Below are 17653 nucleotides of genomic sequence, written 5' to 3'. Positions count from 1 at the left end.
TCCCTGGTAAAAATAGCTCGTGAGTTCTTGAAAACAAAACCCGGCCGTCGCCAGGCGTTTTCTTTATTTTTTCAAGTCACTAGCCGGGATGTCGGGAGGCATTTCAAAACCAATTGCGCGATCTGCGATCGCAACATAGAGGCAAGGGGATGGAAAGCCAAGTGGCATTTGCACGGCCGCGGCTCAGCCAAGATGGCTTGCACGGTCGCCTCGGTCGAAAACGATCTATGCGGGCAATAATGTGCTAGTCTCGCGCGCTATTCAACGGATCGCGGGTGGTGGCAATGTTGGAAACGGACAAGGTGTTCGCGAGCTCGATTCCGGAAAACTACGACCGCTATATGGTGCCGTTGATTTTCGAGCCGTTCGCCGCGGATCTTGCACGACGAGCAGCGTCCTTGTCGCCACGTGCCGTTTTGGAAATCGCCGCGGGCACCGGGGTTGTCACCCGCGCATTGGCGCCAAAACTGTCCCCCGGCGCAAGCTATGTCGTAACCGACCTCAACCAGCCGATGCTCGATTACGCCGCTTCGCGACAAGCTCCCGACAGTCGCATCAAATGGCGCCAGGCGGACGCTTTGGCGCTACCGTTTGAAGATGCGGCCTTCGACCTCGTTTGTTGTCAGTTCGGCGCGATGTTCTTTCCAGACCGCTCATCTGGCTACCGCGAGGCAAAGCGGGTCCTGAAGCCCGGAGGCCATTTTTTATTCAACGTGTGGGATCGCATCGAGGAGAATGTATTTGCCTATGATGTGACGAATGCTCTCGCAAGGATTTTTCCGAACGATCCGCCGCGCTTTTTGGCACGCACGCCACACGGCTACCACGATACGGCACTGATCCGCAGCGAGCTGGAGGGCGCAGGCTTCTCCCGTGTGTTGATCGAGACGAGAGCCGAACAAAGCCGTGCATCCTCGCCGCGCATCCCGGCCGTTGCCTATTGTCAGGGAACTCCGCTTCGCAACGAAATCGAGGCCAAAGGCGCGGGAAAACTCGAAACTGCAACCGACTATGCCGCCGCCGCGATTGCAGACAGACATGGCCGCGGCGAGGTTGCTGCCAAAATTCAGGCCCACGTAATCGTGGCTGTGGTCTAATGCATGTCGCCCAAAAGTGGCCCCGGTTTTGGGAGAACGACATGCATAAAAACAAAGACCTAAAGCGCGTCGCATGGGTTCCGTTCAAACGCGACGCGCTTTAGCGGACATGAACCGAATTTATGAGTACGCGCCCTGGTTTCTCGGTTCCGGAAATCTGGCCTGCTGAAGGATATGCGTGGCGCCTTCGTCGATGTCACGAACGATGGCCGCACGCGCACGCTCGCCGTCCTGGGCCTCGATCGCCGCGACGATTTCCTCGTGATAGTCGATGTCGAGAATGGAGGCGAGATCGTCCTCGAATCCCATGGCCAGGTTCCTCAGAAAAGGGCCGACCTGCATCCATACGGTCTCGATCAGGAAGATCATCTGCTCGTTGCCGCAATGGCGATAAATCGAGAATTTGAAGTCGTGGTTCTTCCGCAGATAGTCGTCGATATCGCCCTTGCGGGCCGCCAAAGTCAGGTCGGTGCAGTGGCGTCGGATCGTCCGCAGATTGTTGCCGTTGATGAGCTTTGTCGCAAATTCAGTCGCCGAGCCTTCGAGGATCGTCCGCACGGCGGTCAACTGCGAAAACCGTTCGGCCGAGATGACAGGCACTTCCACGCTGCCGTTCGGCATCGGGCTCAGCGCCCGCAGCGCCTGCAGTCGCATGAAGGCGCTGCGCACCGGCATGTCGCTGGTGCCGAGTTCCTTGGCGAGCTTGCGCGAGGTCAGCTTCTGGCCAGGCAAGAACTGGCCGGACATCAAGGCTCTGACGAGCTCCAGATAGACCTTCTCATGCAAGGGGACGGTGTTGACGGCGGTCAACCCGAATTGTGTTTTGTCGGCCATTGGCGCGGGCGCTACTTCATTCGTTCTGAAATCTACCCTGACGACATTCGCCGTAGATAATCTTGGTTGGCCGAACGCGGCAGGAACGCCGAAGTCAGCGATTTATCAAGCACATGATAGCCGCTTCGATCATTGCGCGGCAAGCCGTGTTGGCAAAGCCGGCCCCTGGCGGCCCCGGCGGCCGGCGTCTGTGCCACGGTGTGCAAAACCGTCATCACAAATCTTGACCTTGCGCGCACTTGCACCTCTGGCCGCTCTCTGGCTTTTTAAGGTACCCATCCGAACGGACTGATTCGCGTCATGCCGCTCGATTGCAATCTCCCCAAGGCAGTCTGCGGATGGATCGTGAAGTGCGCGCAATTGGCGAAGGAGAAGCAGGCATGGCCGAGTTCAAGAAGCCCGAAATCTCCGAGATGAGACCCAAGATCACCGTCATCGGCGTCGGCGGCGGCGGTGGCAACGCCGTCAACAACATGATCGCGGAGCAGCTTCAGGGAACCGAGTTCATTGCCGCCAACACAGACGCGCAGGCGCTGACCATGTCTAAGGCAACGCGACTGATCCAGCTTGGCGCGCATGTCACCGAAGGATTGGGCGCCGGATCGCTTCCCGAGATCGGCCGCGCCGCGGCCGAGGAATCGCTCGACGAGATCATGGATCATCTGGCCGGCACGCATATGTGTTTCGTCACCGCCGGAATGGGCGGCGGCACGGGAACCGGCGCTGCTCCGATCATTGCCCAGGCGGCGCGCAAGGCCGGCATCCTGACGGTGGGCGTCGTCACCAAGCCTTTCGCCTTCGAGGGCAGGCGCCGCATGCAGATGGCCGAAGAGGGCATCGAGCGGCTGCGCGAGAGCGCCGACACGGTGATCGTCATCCCGAACCAGAACCTGTTCCGGATCGCCGATGCCAAGACCACCTTCGCCGATGCGTTCGTCATCGCCGACCGGGTGCTCTATTCCGGCGTCAGCTGCATCACCGATCTGATCGTCAAGGAAGGCCTGATCAATCTCGACTTCGCCGATGTAAAATCGGTGATGCGCGACATGGGCCGCGCCATGATGGGAACCGGCGAGGCGTCCGGCGAGGGCCGGGCGATGAAGGCGGCGGAAGCCGCAATCGCAAACCCGTTGCTCGACGAAGTGTCGATGAAGGGCGCCAAGGGTGTCCTGGTCTCGATATCGGGCGGCAGGGACATGACCCTGTTCGAGGTCGACGAGGCAGCCACCCGCATCCGCGAAGAGGTCTATGAGGACGCCGACATCATCGTCGGCGCCATCTTCGACAAGAGCATGGAAGGCCGCTTCAGGGTCTCCGTGGTGGCGACGGGGCTCGATCGTTCGTTTGGGGCCGAGGATGCCGATGCCGGCATCGCCCGGGCCCATGTTGGCCAGCCGCCAGCGCGGACGCTTCAGTAGACTTATTCGATCCGGATTGACCGAGCCCGGGATTGCCGGGTGGGCTGCTTGTTCAGCCATGAACAGGCTCGCCGCATGGTGACCGCCTGCAACTCCATCGCGCCTTAGCTGAAGCTGCTTCTCACGGACGGCAGGTTCTCTTTGATAAGCTTCCAACTGAAATTTAAAACGTTTGCATTTTTACGAAAGCCGATTACAAACGTTTCAAATTCGTTCGAGGGAGGAACGATGACGACCCGCGTCATCACACTCAAGGAGCTTGCGGCGAGCCTCGACCTGTCGATCACGACGGTGTCGCGGGCGCTTGCCGGCCACGAACAGATCGCCCTCAAGACGCGCGAACGTGTTGCGCAGGCGGCGCGTCAGGCCGGCTATGTGCCCAACACAGCGGCACGCACGCTCGTTTCCGGCCGCAGTGGTTTCGTCGGCCTGGTGTTGCCGATCCGCGGACCAAACCTTGTCGATTCCTTCCTTGGGGAGTTCGTCACCGGGCTTGGCGAAGGACTGGTGTCGCACGGCGCCGACCTGATCCTGGCCACCGCGGCTTTTGGCCATTCGGAACTGTCGGTGCTGCGCCATGTTGTGGAATCCGGACGCGCCGATGGCGTCGTCGTCACGCGTATCGCCGAAGTCGACGAGCGCCTTGCCTATCTGCGCGAGCGTGGCTTTCCGTTCGTTGCCCACGGCCGATTGCTCGACAGCGACTTTGGCTACAACTGGCTCGACACCGACGGCGCGCACGCCTTCGGCGAGGCGTTCGACATGCTCTATGACCTCGGCCACCGCCATTTCGGCCTGGTGACGATTTCCGAGCCGATGACCTTCCGGCATCTCAGACAAGACGGCCTCGCCGCGGCTATCGCCCGTCGCGGCGATCCGTCGGTGCGGCTCGATGTGGTGACGGCGCCGCGCTTCGATCATGAAGCCCGCATCCAGGCCGTCAACCGGATGCTAAAGGGGCCTGACAGGCCGACGGCCATCGTTGCTTTGTTCGACGAATTGGCGCTGACGGTGATGGAGGAGGCCGCCCGGGCGGGTCTCGACGTGCCGCGCGACCTCTCCGTCATCGGTTTCGACAACATCGCCGCGTCGGCCTATGCGCCGCCGGGCCTGACCACGTTCGATGCCTCGATCCGCCAATGCGCGCGCGCGATCGCCGACATGCTGCTCACAGTCATTGCCGACAAGCCTGCCGCACCGCTGACGCGGCTGATCCGGCCGACGCTGGTTGCGCGCGCAAGCCATGGACCCGCACCGCAGACAAGAAGCTGACGCCGCCTGACGGCGCATATCCAGGGAGGAAGACCATGATGAAAGCGTTGAAGACACTCGCCGGCGCCGCGCTGGCGTTATCGATCGCCTCAGGCGGCGCGCAGGCCCAGCAGGTGCTGTTCTGGTCGACGCAGGCGCGCCCGGTCGAGGAAACCCAGAAGATGCGCGACGAGGTGCTGAAGGGTTTTGCCGGCGCAGTCGACTATCAGGTCGCCGAGATCGGCCCCTGGCTCACCCGCCTGCAGGCCGAACTGCAGGCGGACACCGGCACCATCGGCGTGCTCGGTGGCCTGCATGGCGACTTCTCCAGTACCGGCGCGGACCTTGTCGATCTGTCCGGCGTCGATGTTGGCACTGTCAAAGTCAACGAGGCCTACAAGAAGCTTGGCATGCTCGGCACTGGCGAGCAGAAATACCTGCCGTGGATGCAGGCCACCTACCTGATGGCGGCCAACAAGCAGGCGCTGCAATACCTGCCGCAAGGCGTCGATCTCAACACCATCACCTATGACCAGCTGATCGAATGGTCGAAAAACATCGCCGACAAGACCGGTTCGCCAAAGTTCGGTTTTCCGGCCGGTCCCAAGGGGCTGAAGCATCGCTTCTTCGAGGGCTTCCTTTATCCGTCCTACACCGGCTCGATGGTGACCAAATTCCGCTCGGCCGAGGCCGAGACAGCCTGGAACAAGTTCAAGGAATTGTGGCAGTACACCAATCCGAACTCGACCAACTATGCCTTCATGCAGGAACCGCTTTTGAGCGGCGATGTCTGGGTGGCGTTCGACCATGTCGCGCGTCTGGCCGACGCCTTCAACAAGAAGCCCGACGAGTTCGTCGCCTTCCCGGCGCCGGCCGGTCCTGCCGGTCGCGGCTTCATGCCTGTCGTGGCCGGGGTCGCCATCCCGAAGACGTCGCCGGACATGGACAAGGCCAAGGCGCTGGTCGCCTATATGCTGAAGCCGGAAACCCAGATCGCGACGCTCAAGGCGACCAATTTCTTCCCGGTCGTCGACGTCAAATTGCCTGACGACATGCCGGCCTCGGTCAAGGCCTTCGGCCCGGCGATCGCCATCATGACCGGAGCTTCCGATGCGCTGCCGGCGTTGCTGCCGATGGGGCTCGGCGATCTCGATGGCAAGTTCAACCAGATCTACACCGACAGCTTCGAGCGCATCGTTCTCGGCGGTGAAGACGTGCATGGCGTGCTCGGCGAAGAAGCGACGGCGCTCAAGGCGATCATCGACCAGTCGAAGGCGCCATGCTGGGCACCCGACAAGCCGTCTGACGGCGCTTGCCCGGTCGATTAGACCATGATCCCGAACCGAAGGACCGCGTCAGCGAAAAGTGGAAACCGGTTTTCGGAAAAGATCATGGTCAAACAAAAGTAGGAATCCTCCCGAGGGGGCGTCCGGAGTTTGTTGCACTCCGGGCGCCCGACCGTGCCACCGCAAAGGACACCACCATGCACGGCAAGGCTCTGCCCTATCTGCTGCTGATGCCGGCGACGCTGTTCCTCTGCATCTTCTTCCTCTACCCGTTCGCGCTTGTCGCCTTCGAGGCGGTGACCCGCGATGGCGCCTTCACGCTCGACAATTTCCGCAGCATGGCCGGCAGCTGGAAATTCCCGGTCACCGTCCGCAACACGCTGCTGCTTGCGGCCATCGTCGTGCCGATCCAACTGGTCATGGCGTTGCTGATGGCGAGCGTGGTGTCGCGGCTGGAAACCGGGCGCAGTGCCGCCCTTTATGTCTTTGCCATTCCGCTCGGCATTTCCGACCTTGCCGCCGGGCTGATCTGGCTCGCCATCTTCGACCAGTTGGGTTTCCTCAACACGTTGCTTTCCAGCCTGGGCGTCGTCGACAAGCCGATCATGTTCCTCGGTTACCAGAGCAAGCTGACCATCTTCATCGCCGTGGCGCTGGCCGAGATCTGGCGGGCCACCGCAATCATGATGGTCATCCTCGTCGCCGGCATGGGCCTCATCCCGAAGGAGTATTACGAGGCAGCGGAAGTGTTCGGGGCAAGCCCATGGCAGCGCTTCCTGCGCATCACGCTGCCATTGCTGCGCCCCAGCCTGCAGACGGCGATCATCCTGCGCGTCATCCTCGCCTTCGAGGTCTTCGCCGTCGTCGCAGCCCTTGGCGGCACCAATTTGCCGGTGCTGATGGGCGAAACCTACAACTGGCAATTCACGCTGCAGGATCGCAATGTCGCCGCCGCTTCGGCGCTGCTCATCCTCGCCATCTCGATTGGCTTCACGCTGTTCTTCCTCAGGGTGCTGCGCGTGCCCAAAGAGGCACGGATATGAGCGCCGTCAGCGAAGCACCGGCTGCCGCGACCGCCGATGCGCGCAAGGCCGGCGACTGGCTGCTGATCGCCACCGCAATCCTGCTTTGCGTCTGGGTGCTGCTGCCGATCTACCTCCTGATCGTTAACGCGCTGTCGTCGCCGGATGAGGTCACCGCCTTTCCCAAGCGCTTCTTCCCATCCTTTGATTTTGGCAGCCTGTCCTTCTTCATCAATTTCGCCGGTGTCGCCAGGGCGCTGTGGAACTCGGTCCTGGTTGCCACCTTAACGATGGTCCTCGCCATCGGCTTCGGCGCGCCGGCCGGTTACGCGCTGTCGCGCTTCGACTTTCCGGGCAAGGGAACCTTCCGCTTCCTGGTGCTGATGACGCGCGCCTTTCCGCTGCCGCTGCTGGCATTGCCGCTGGCGGTGATGTTCATCCGCACCGGCCTCGACGACACCGCCATCGGGTTGGCGCTGGTTCACACCACGCTGGCGCTGCCTTTCGCCGTGCTGATCACTTTCTCGCTGTTCTCGGGCATTCCGGTCGAGCTTGAGGAGGCGGCGTGGACGCTCGGCTGCACGCGCTGGCAGGCCTTTCGCAAGGTCATCCTGCCGCTGGCGCTGCCCGGCATCGCGGCCTCGGCAGTGTTTGCCTTCACCATCTCCTGGAACGAGGTGTTCGCCGCCGCCGTGCTGACCATCGAAAACCGCACGCTGACCGCCTTCCTTTTGCAGAGCCTCGGCGAATCACCGCTCTATCTCAAATTCGCCGGCGGTGCGGCGCTCGTCGTGCCGGCGCTGATCTTCATCTTCGCCGTTCGAAAATATCTGTTCGCCATGTGGGGGATCGCCAACCGATGACGCACGACACGGAGACAAGTCATGGCTGAAATCGCGATCAAGGGCGTCGCCAAGCGCTTTGGCGGCTTCACCGCGCTGCATCAGGTCGACTTAACCATCGCCGACCAGGAATTCATGGTGCTGCTCGGCGCTTCGGGCTGCGGCAAGACCACGCTGCTCCGCATCGTCGCCGGGCTGGAGACGCCGAGCCAGGGCGAGGTCTGGATCGGCGGTCGCCGCGTCGACCATCTGCCGCCGCGCGACCGCGGCACTGCCATGGTGTTCCAGAACTATGCCGTCTTCCCGCATCTGACCGTGTTCGAGAACATCGCCTTCGGCCTGCGCATGAAGAAGTTGCCGCAGCAAGAGGTCGAGCGCCGCGTAACCCGCACCGCCGAACTCATGCATATCGAGCAATTGCTGAAGCGCTATTCCGGCCAGCTGTCCGGCGGCCAACGCCAGCGTGTCGCCGTCGCCCGGGCGCTCGCCATGGAGCCCGACGTCATCCTGATGGACGAGCCGCTGTCGAACCTCGACGCGCTCCTGCGGCTGGAAATGCGCGCCGAACTCAAGGGCGTGCTCGCTGCCTCCAAGACCACCACCATCTATGTCACCCACGACCAGGTCGAGGCGATGAGCCTGGCCGACCGCATCGCCGTCATGCATCAGGGCCGCATCGTCCAGGCCGCGTCGCCGGTCGAGGTCTACCGCAATCCGGCGGCCCGCTTCGTCGGCTCCTTCATCGGCAATCCGCCGATGAATTTCCTGCCCGCGACGAAGGCCGCGAACGACAGCTGGAGCGTTGCCGGGCTGACGCTGCCCGGCCCCAAATCAGACAGGCAGAAGCTCGAATTCGCCATCCGCCCGGAAGACGTCGACGCCGGCGGCGAGGGACTGCAGGCCACCGTGCGTGTCATCGAGCCGCTCGGACCGCACACGCTGGTCACCTGCGATGTCGAGGGCGGCCTATTCCGCGCCATCCTGGAATCGAATGCCAGCGTCCAGGTCGGCGATCACCTGCGCCTGGCGCCCAAACCCGACCGTATCCGCTGGTTCGATCCCGAAACCACCAATGCCCTTTGACATCGAAAGCCCACGAACATCCATGACTGCTTCTGCCACCAGTGACATCATCGCCCGCGCCGTCGAGGTGCTGAAAGAGAACGACCAGGGCGCCTACACCATCCCGACGAAGGGCCTTTATCCGTTTCAGTGGAACTGGGATTCCTGCCTGACCGCGCTCGGCCTTGCCCACTATGACGAGGCGCGCGCATGGACCGAGATCGAGACGCTGTTCGCACACCAGTGGCCGGACGGCATGGTGCCGCATATCGTCTTCCATGTCTGGAACGACGGCTATTTTCCCGGGCCGGAGGTGTGGCGGACCGGCCGCCCGACGGCCACCTCCGGCATCACCCAGCCGGCCGTCGCCGGCTTTGCCGTGCGCCGCCTGTTCGATCGTGCCAAGGACAAGAAGTCAGCCGCGGATCGCGCCCGTGCGCTGCTGCCGAAGATCGATGCCTGGCACCGCTGGTTCTACGAAAACCGCGACCCCACGGGCGAGGGGCTGGTCGCCATCATCCACCCCTGGGAGTCCGGCCGCGACAACTCGATCGACTGGGACGATGCCTTCGAGCGCGTGCCGACCGAGGGCGTCGAGCCCTACACGCGCCGCGACACCCTGCATGCCGATCCGGCGCATCGCCCGACACGAGAGCAGTATGACCGCTACATCTGGCTACTGCAGCATTTTCGCGGGCTTGGCTGGGACAATGCCAGACTGCATGATGCCTCGCCCTTCCAGGTCGTCGATCCCGGCTTCAACGCCATCCTGATCCGCGCCGCGGCCGATCTTGCCGAGCTCGCGGAAGCGCTGGGCGAAACCGGAATTGCCGGCGCCAACCGTGCCCGCGCGCAAAAGGGCCTGGCGGCGATGGAGCGACTGTGGAGCGATGCGCAAGGCCAGTATCTCTGTCTCGACCGCGTCACCGGAAAACTGATCGACAGCGCCTCCGTTGGCGGCATCCTGCCAGCCTTCGCGGCCATCCCCGAAGCGCGCGCCGCGACGCTGGCCACTACTGTCGAGCGTCTTGCCGGCAAGGCGCGTTACGTCGTGCCGTCGCATGATCCCGACGATCCGCGTTTCGACGCCAAGCGCTACTGGCGCGGCCCGGTCTGGCTGGTGGTCAACTACATGATCGCCGACGGCCTCGCCGCCGCCGGCCACCACGACGCCGCGCGGCGCATCACGCAATCCAGCCTGGATTTGATCAGGGAAAGCGGCTTTGCCGAATATTATGACCCGCTCGCCGGCGACCCGCTCGGCGGCGGCCGCTTCACCTGGACGGCGGCGATGGTGATCGAATTTTTGCGCCACACGAGCTGAATACTTGCGGGCCGCTGTATCGGTCTCTATCCCTCTGCTGCTACAAGAATTCTTCACAAACGGCCATCTATACTGGCAACCGGCATTCGTTCGAGCGACGAGAGGCGCGGCTTGGAATTTGACTTGAAAACCATCGAGGCGCTTGCGCCCGACCAGGCGTCGTTGAGCGCCGCTTCCAAGTTGACCAAGCAATCGAACTGGCCACGGCTCGAAAAGAACGAACAGCTCGCTCTCATCTGGGGGGAATGCCAGGGTTCCGGCTCCAATCCCTACCGTGTGGTCGTCGACACCGGCGACCATGGCTACAAATGCACCTGCCCTTCGCGGAAATTTCCCTGCAAGCACACCTTGGCGCTGATGTGGATCGCTGCCACCACGCCGGCCGGTTTTGCCGCCGCCGGCTCGACGCCGGAATGGGTGAACGATTGGCTGGGTCGTCGCAGGAAGACCACGTCGCAGCCTGTGGAACCGACACAAGGTGCGGGAGGCAAGAGCATCGGTGAAGTCTTGCGCGACGAAAGCGCAGATATCGAGGACGCAGCAGCAGTCGAGCGCCGCGAGGCAGCGCAGCGCAAGCGGGCAGAAGACACGCGATCTTCCGTGTCGGCGGCGCTGGATGAACTGGATCAATGGATCGCCGACCAGTTGCGGCTTGGCCTGGCCGGCTTTGTCGACAACAGCAGCGATCGTTGCCGCCGGATCGCCGCGCGGCTGGTCGACATGAAGGCGACCGCACTTGCCGGCCGCATCGACGAGATACCGTCACGGCTGATGGGGCTGCGCAGCGAGGAACGGCCGGACGCTGCGATCCGCGAACTCGGCAAGCTTGTACTGCTGGCCAAAGCCTGGCGATCGGCACCCGACGACCCGGAACTGAGGCGGCTCGTCTCGACCTCTGAGGGCCGCGAACAGGTGCTGGCCAATCCCGATGCGACACAGGTCGAAAGCGTCTGGGAGGTGCTCGGCGAGAAGATCGAGTCTCGCCGTGACGGTCTTGTCAGCCATTCGACCTGGCTGCTCGACCTGAACAGCGCCACCTCGCAATTTGCCCTCCTGCTCGATTATTTTCCGGCGTCGGCCGGTCGCCGGTCGAACGCGTTCACTCCGGGGGATCGCTTCGATGCCCGATTGGTCTTCTATCCGGCGCGTCAGCCGCTAAGGGCACTGGTGGCGGACCGCAAGGGCGACGTCCCGTCCGGTGATTGGCCCGATTTCAGCCTTGGCGCATCGGATACGCTCGCGGCCCATGTTGCTCGCCAGGACGCCGCGCCCTGGGTGACCGATTGCCCCGTCATGCTGCCGCCCGGAGCGATCCTGCTGGACGATCGGGGTGCCGCCTGGTGGCAGGCCGCCGGCGATCCGCACGGCATCGCCTTGCCGATCGCCGACACCGTCAATCCAACGCTGCTTGGGCTCGACCTCAAGGCAACGGCGGCACTTTGGAACGGCAGCCGGCTTGAGCTGCTGGCGGCGCAAAGTGGGTTCGGAAGGCTTGATCTGTCATGAATGAGATCGAGCAGACCGGGCTGGCGACCATGCGCGACTGCTGGATCACCGGCGGAACGACTTTCGACCTGGCTCCTGCCGCGTGGAAGGAGATTGCCGGCAGTGCAGGTCCCGACGAGCGCGAACGCCGGCTGCTGGCAATCGCCGCGCAGGCCCTCGAAATTGCCTTGCGGCCAGCCGCGCCAAAGACGCTGAAACGACGCCCGCCACTGCCTGAGCTTGCCTTGCCGATGCTACCGGAGCGGCTGCGGCCGCTTTTGCGAGCGACGCTGAAACATGCCAGCGACACAAGAGGCAAGACGCGTGTGGTGACGCTCGTCGCCAGCCGCGGCTTCGTGCTGCATCCGATGGACTGGATGCCTGCCGCCTCGGATCAGAACGGTCCGGACGTCTATGCGCCCTGGATCGACTGGCAGTCAGGCGTGGACGGCGAAAAACATACAAGCCAGGAGCATCTGACGGCGGAAAATTGGGACGACTTCTATCCCGCTTCCCGCCGTACCGCGCTGGCCGATATGCGTCGCACCGCACCGGCTTCGGCACGGCAGCTGATCGAGACCAAGGGGCCCGGCGAGCCGGCGGAGGTCAGGCTCGCGCTCATCGAACTGATGCGCTTCGGCCTAGGCGCCGATGACGTGCCGTTCCTGCAGAGCCTTTCCGCCGATCGTTCCGGCAAGGTGCGCGAACTGGCTGGCCGGCTGCTGGCAAGGCTGGGAGAGCACGGCCAGCCCGGCGATGGCGGGCCGGAAGATCCGACAGCCGAACTCGCCGCCTTCATCGCAGAAGGCAAATCCGGCTTCATCCGCCGCCGCACCACCTACGCGCCGGCAAAACTCAAATCGCCGGCACAGGAACGACGCCGCGCCGAACTGTTCGAAACCTGCAACCTGGTTGACCTTGCCGCGCGCTTCGGCGTCACCGAGTCCGATTTCATCGGGGCGTGGCAATTCGGCGCCGACAACAATGCCGATATCCTTGTCGCGCGAATGGTTGCCGCGTCAGGGAGCGACGCTGCGGTGACGCATATGGCCGATACGCTTGTCGCCGAAGGCGGCAAGCCGGCGCTCTTCGTCCTCCACCTCATGCCGCGTCTGGACAGCCGCAGAAAGCGTGTCCTGGTCAGGCTGATCCTGAAAGACACGCAATATCTTGGTGCGCTCAACCTGGCCGAGGGCCTCGAAGCAAGCTGGCTGGAATGGGCCGACCTGACAAACGGCCAGGCGCTCCCGGCGCTGCGCTCCGCTGTTGCGGGAAACGATGACGCCGTAAGGCGAGGCGTCGACCAGCTACTGGAAACGATGGGCTTTCTCGCCACAGCGGCGACGGCGGAAAAATTGATCGGGGACGTTGTTGCAGCCGGTATGGCTCCGGCAGCGCCTTCGCTCGGTCTTCTGCGTCTCAACGCGTCACTGGCCGGGCCCTGAACCGACACATGATCAATCCGGAGAACAGCAAATGAACGCAGCCATCCGTCTTCCGGTCGAGCAGGCCTATGCCGCCGAGTTGCAGGCGCTCGCGCGCAACGACGACCGGCAAAGGCCTGCCGGGTGGAGCCTTTCGCCAAAGGCGGTTCTCACCTATCTGCTCGGCGGAAAGGCTGATGACGGGACGCTGATAACGCCCAAATATGTCGGCCGTCGCCGGCTGATGGAGACCGCCGTGGCGACGCTCGCCACCGATCGCGCGCTGCTGCTGCTCGGCGTGCCGGGCACCGCCAAATCCTGGGTGTCGGAGCATCTTGCGGCAGCCATCATGGGTGACTCGACGCTGATCGTGCAGTGCACGGCCGGCACCGACGAGAACCAGATCCGCTATGGCTGGAACTATGCGCAGCTTCTGGCCAAGGGCCCAAGCCAGGAGGCGCTGGTGCCGACGCCGCTTTACCGCGCCATGCAAGACGGAAAACTGTGCCGCCTCGAGGAACTGACGCGCATGGGCTCCGATGTGCAGGACACGCTGATCACCGTGCTGTCCGAAAAGATGATGCCGATCCCGGAACTCAACACGTCGATCTATGCGCAGCGCGGTTTCAACATCATCGCCACGGCCAACAACCGCGACAAGGGCGTCAACGAGCTGTCATCGGCACTGAAGCGCCGCTTCAATGTCGTCGTGCTGCCATTGCCCGAAGATATGGCGGAAGAAGTGGCGATCGTCTCGAAGCGGGTCGGCGAGATGGCTGGCGGTCTCGACCTGCCGGTGCCGAAGAATGTCGGCGAGGAGATCGCCCGCGTGTTGACCATCTTCCGCGAATTGCGCTCCGGTGCGACATCAGACGGCAAGGTGACGCTGAAGACGCCGTCCGGTTCGCTGTCCACGGCCGAAGCGATCGCCACCATGGTTGGCGGCCTCAGCCAGGCGGCCTGGTTCGACAGCGGCAAGCTCGGCGCCGAAGGTCTGGCCGCCAGCCTTGTCGGCGCGATCATAAAGGATCCGGTGCAGGACAAGTTGGTGCTGGAAGAATATCTGGAAACGGTACTCAAGAAGCGGCCGGACTATGCCGGCTATTACGCGGCCTTGAACGCGGCGATCTGACGCCATGGCGCAACGCGACGTTTCCTATTTCGGCATACGCCATCACGGGCCCGGCTCCGCCGACAGCCTGGTGCAGGCGTTGCAGGACTTGAAACCGGTCGCGGTGCTGATCGAAGGGCCGGCGGATGCCTCCGCGCTGCTGCCGCTGCTTGCCCGCCCCGAAATGCAGCCGCCGGTGGCGCTGCTCTGCTATCCGGAAGACGATCCGGCTTCGACGAGCTTCTGGCCTTTCGCGGAGTTCTCTCCGGAATACCAGGCCGCCCTGTGGGCTGTAGGCAACAACGCGGCATTGCGGTTCATCGACCTGCCGTCATCGGCCCGGGTTGCGCCGGTTGACGGCGCGGAAAATGCCAATGCCGGTGAAGCGGAGCCCGGCGTCGACAACGAGACGGCGCCGCATCTGCGTGACCCGATCGGGACGCTGGCGCAGGCCGCCGGCTATGAGGATGGCGAGAGTTGGTGGTCTGATATCATCGAGCAGAATCCGCAACCGGGCCCCATCTTCGCCGCGATATCCGATGCCATGACGACGCTGCGGGATGGTGAAGGTCCACTTGCCGCCTTCGAGGCCAGGCGGGAAGCGCATATGCGGCTTGAGATCACCGCCGCGCGCAAGGAATTCGAGGGGCCGATCGCTGTCGTTTGCGGCGCCTGGCATGTGCCTGCGTTGCAAGCGACGCGACCGCAGAAAGAGGATCAGGCCCTTCTCAAGGGGCTCGCCCGGCGCAAAAGCACGATGACCTGGGCGCCATGGACGGGGCCGCGTCTGGCGCTGGGCTTCGGCTATGGCGCGGGCGTCGTCGCGCCTGGCTGGTGCAAGCATCTTTGGCGTACGCGCGGCCGACACGACGCGGCGACCCTGTGGCTCGCGATGATCGCGGCGGTGCTGAGAGCGAAGGGACATATGGTCTCGACCGCCTCGCTGATCGAAGCCGAACGGCTGGCCCGTACGCTGGCCGCAATCCGTGAGCGGCCAAAGCCTGGTTTCGAGGAATTGCGCGACGCCGCGATCGCCGCCCTGTTCAACGGCGAAGCGCTGCTGTGGGCGCTGGTCGAAGCCGAACTGCTTCTGGGCGCGGATGTCGGTGAAATTCCGCCCGACACGCCACTGGCGCCGTTGATCGAGGACCTGCAGCGCAACCAGAAGGCGGCGCGGCTGAAGCCCGAGGCGCTGGAGCGCGAACTGTCGGTCGATTTGCGCAGTGAAAGCGGGTTGTTTCGTTCGACACTACTGCACCGGCTGAACGTGCTTGGCGTGCACTGGGGTAAATTGACCGACAGCGGACGCAGCCGCGGCACCTTTCGCGAGCGATGGGCGCTCTCGTGGGAGCCGGAATATGCCGTTCGCCTGGTCGAGAACCTGATCTACGGGCCGACCATCGAGAAGGCCGCCAATGGCCGGCTGATCCAGATGATCGGCGCGGCGACATCCCTCGACGCGCTAGCGGCACTGGTTCAGGGCGCCATCACGGCAAACCTGTCGGAGGCGTCGGCGGCCGGTCTCGTGGCATTGGAGGAACGAGCGGCGCGCAGCAGCGAATGCCTGGAAATCCTGGCATCGGTGCCGCCGCTCGCCGACATCATTCGCTATGGCGAGGCGCGCAAGACGGAAACGGCCCGCCTGTCCGGTCTGCTGGAGCGACTGATCGTCGAAGGCGGGATCGCGCTTGCCTATGCCGCTCGCGACCTCGATGCGCAGGCTTCCTCGGCGCTGGTTGGCGCGATGCGCAAGGCCGACGAGGCGATCAAGCTGGTCGAGCCTGAACAGGACGTGCTGGACGCCTGGCGCAATGGACTGGCTGCCGTGCTGGATGGATCGCGCTCGACGGCGCTGGTGGCGGGCTGTGCCGCGCATCTGCTCTACGAAGCCGGCCATCTGTCCGCCGACGCCGCGGCGGGCCTGATCGCACGGCGCCTGTCGCCGGGAACACCGGTCACGGAGGCTGCAGGGTTCTTCGAAGGGTTCTTCAGCACCGCCGGTCAACGGCTCATCCATGACGAGGCACTGCGCGGAGCGGTCGATGCCTGGCTCAAATCCCTGGAGGAAGATGCCTTCATTGCACATCTGCCGCTGCTGCGCCGGGTCTTTTCGCATCTGGATGCGATGGAGCGGCGGCGGTTGATCGAAGCGGTGCTCGGCCGCGCCGCACGCCTGCCGGCCGGACTGACACCAACGCCGGATGGCGGTGAGGCGTGGCGCCGTCACCTGGAACGGCTCGGACCCTTGCTGATGGGCGGGAATGGCGATGGATGACGAGGCCGAGATAGGCGAAGCGTCGACCGATGACGGACGGGAGCGCCGCTGGCGCCTGGCGATCGGCGCCGATGATGAGAAATCGACTTCGCTTTCCGACACTGACAAGCGGCTTTCGGCGGCACTCGATGCGCTCTATGGCGATGGTGCCGGCGATGCGGCCGCCGATCCGCGCAAGCGGCGCGGCGGGCTCGGCCGCTCGGCGCCGCGAGTGGCACAGTGGATGGGCGATATCAGGTCGTTCTTTCCCGCGCAGGTCGTGCAGATCGTCCAGAAGGATGCCTTCGAGCGCCTCAACCTGAAGCAGATGCTGATGGAGCCGGAGTTCCTCAAGGCGATCGAGGCGGACGTCAATCTCGTTGCCGACCTGATTTCGCTGCGCTCGGTCATGCCGGCCAAGACCAAGGACATCGCGCGTACGATCATCGCCGATATCGTCGCCAAGCTGATGCGGCGGCTGGAGCAGAAGACGGCCGAGGCGATCCGCGGCGCGCTCGATCGGTCGCAACGCACCAACCGGCCACGCCAGCGCGACATCGACTGGCCGCGGACCATCTCGGCCAACCTTCGCCACTACCAGCCCGAGCATAAAACCATCGTGCCTGAGAAGCTGGTCGGCTTCTTGCGCAAGCAGCGCCGGCTGGTCGATCTGGACGAGGTCGTGCTGTGCGTCGATCAGTCCGGCTCTATGGCAAGCTCGGTGATCTACGCCTCGATATTCGCCGCGGTGATGGCTTCGTTACCCGTCGTGCGGACCAGGCTTGTCTGCTTCGACACGACCATCGTCGATCTCACCGATGAACTCAGCGATCCGGTCGAAGTCCTGTTCGGCGTGCAGCTTGGCGGTGGAACCGACATCAACCAGGCCGTCGCTTATTGCGCGGATCGCATCGAACGGCCGACCAAGTCGCATATGGTGCTGATCACCGACCTTTTTGAAGGCGGCAACGGTCAGGAATTGCTGCAGCGGCTTGCCGCGCTGGTTCGTTCCGGCGTCAATGTCGTGGTGCTTCTGGCGTTGACCGATCAAGGCAGGCCTGGCTACGACCCCAAGATGGCCGGGTCGGTTGCCGCGCTCGGCATTCCGGTCTTTGCCTGCACGCCGGATCTGTTTCCAGACATGATGGCGGCGGCATTGCGCCGCGAGGATATCGGCTCATGGGCGGCCGGGGCCGACATCAAGCTGGTTCGCGCCGAGACCGAGACACCGGAATGAAATAGC

Annotated in this window: 14 protein-coding genes; 13 read left to right on the top strand and 1 reads right to left on the bottom strand. The window is 63.7% G+C overall.

The window, feature by feature from the left end:
- Positions 1–284: 284 nt before the first annotated feature.
- On the top strand, positions 285–1097 hold the full coding sequence (locus B5V02_RS26380) for a class I SAM-dependent methyltransferase (RefSeq protein WP_111546975.1): 813 nt from the start codon (positions 285–287) through the stop codon (positions 1095–1097).
- 120 nt (positions 1098–1217) lie between these two features.
- On the opposite strand, the gene B5V02_RS26375 is transcribed toward B5V02_RS26380, so the two are convergent.
- Complete coding sequence (locus B5V02_RS26375) at positions 1218–1931, bottom strand: GntR family transcriptional regulator (protein WP_111546974.1); 714 nt, start codon at positions 1929–1931, stop codon at positions 1218–1220.
- 380 nt (positions 1932–2311) lie between these two features.
- On the opposite strand from B5V02_RS26375, the gene ftsZ reads away from it, so the two are divergent.
- The 12 genes from ftsZ (at position 2312) to B5V02_RS26315 (ending at position 17647) form a co-directional block, all read left to right on the top strand.
- Positions 2312–3349 (top strand): cell division protein FtsZ, encoded by a 1038-nt coding sequence (gene ftsZ / locus B5V02_RS26370; RefSeq protein ID WP_111547204.1) that lies wholly within the window; start codon positions 2312–2314, stop codon positions 3347–3349.
- A 228-nt stretch (positions 3350–3577) separates the two neighbouring features.
- On the top strand, positions 3578–4621 hold the full coding sequence (locus B5V02_RS26365) for a substrate-binding domain-containing protein (RefSeq protein ID WP_111546973.1): 1044 nt from the start codon (positions 3578–3580) through the stop codon (positions 4619–4621).
- A 35-nt stretch (positions 4622–4656) separates the two neighbouring features.
- On the top strand, positions 4657–5928 hold the full coding sequence (locus tag B5V02_RS26360) for an ABC transporter substrate-binding protein (RefSeq protein WP_111546972.1): 1272 nt from the start codon (positions 4657–4659) through the stop codon (positions 5926–5928).
- A 155-nt stretch (positions 5929–6083) separates the two neighbouring features.
- On the top strand, positions 6084–6929 hold the full coding sequence (locus B5V02_RS26355; RefSeq protein ID WP_111546971.1) for a carbohydrate ABC transporter permease: 846 nt from the start codon (positions 6084–6086) through the stop codon (positions 6927–6929).
- Positions 6926–7771, top strand: a complete 846-nt coding sequence (locus B5V02_RS26350; protein ID WP_111546970.1) for a carbohydrate ABC transporter permease — start codon at positions 6926–6928, stop codon at positions 7769–7771. The genes B5V02_RS26355 and B5V02_RS26350 overlap by 4 nt, the downstream gene beginning before the upstream one ends.
- Before the next feature lie 21 nt (positions 7772–7792).
- Positions 7793–8833, top strand: coding sequence for an ABC transporter ATP-binding protein (locus B5V02_RS26345; protein ID WP_111546969.1), 1041 nt, complete (start codon positions 7793–7795; stop codon positions 8831–8833).
- Between the two features lie 22 nt (positions 8834–8855).
- Entirely contained in the window at positions 8856–10136 is a 1281-nt protein-coding gene (locus tag B5V02_RS26340) for an MGH1-like glycoside hydrolase domain-containing protein (RefSeq protein ID WP_111546968.1), read from the top strand.
- A 123-nt stretch (positions 10137–10259) separates the two neighbouring features.
- Positions 10260–11642 (top strand): SWIM zinc finger family protein, encoded by a 1383-nt coding sequence (locus B5V02_RS26335; protein ID WP_245446199.1) that lies wholly within the window; start codon positions 10260–10262, stop codon positions 11640–11642.
- Positions 11639–13066, top strand: a complete 1428-nt coding sequence (locus tag B5V02_RS26330; protein ID WP_111546966.1) for a DUF5691 domain-containing protein — start codon at positions 11639–11641, stop codon at positions 13064–13066. Before B5V02_RS26335 ends, B5V02_RS26330 begins: the two co-directional genes overlap by 4 nt.
- Positions 13067–13097: 31 nt before the next feature.
- Complete coding sequence (locus B5V02_RS26325; RefSeq protein WP_111546965.1) at positions 13098–14177, top strand: ATP-binding protein; 1080 nt, start codon at positions 13098–13100, stop codon at positions 14175–14177.
- A 4-nt stretch (positions 14178–14181) separates the two neighbouring features.
- Positions 14182–16431, top strand: a complete 2250-nt coding sequence (locus tag B5V02_RS26320; RefSeq protein ID WP_111546964.1) for a DUF5682 family protein — start codon at positions 14182–14184, stop codon at positions 16429–16431.
- On the top strand, positions 16424–17647 hold the full coding sequence (locus B5V02_RS26315) for a VWA domain-containing protein (RefSeq protein WP_111547203.1): 1224 nt from the start codon (positions 16424–16426) through the stop codon (positions 17645–17647). Before B5V02_RS26320 ends, B5V02_RS26315 begins: the two co-directional genes overlap by 8 nt.
- Positions 17648–17653: the final 6 nt, after the last annotated feature.

The organism is Mesorhizobium kowhaii (assembly GCF_003253745.1).
Classification (GTDB): Bacteria; Pseudomonadota; Alphaproteobacteria; order Rhizobiales; family Rhizobiaceae; genus Mesorhizobium; species Mesorhizobium kowhaii.
The sequence above is the reverse complement of the archived record's forward strand: the minus strand, read 5'-3'. Positions and strand labels throughout refer to the sequence as shown.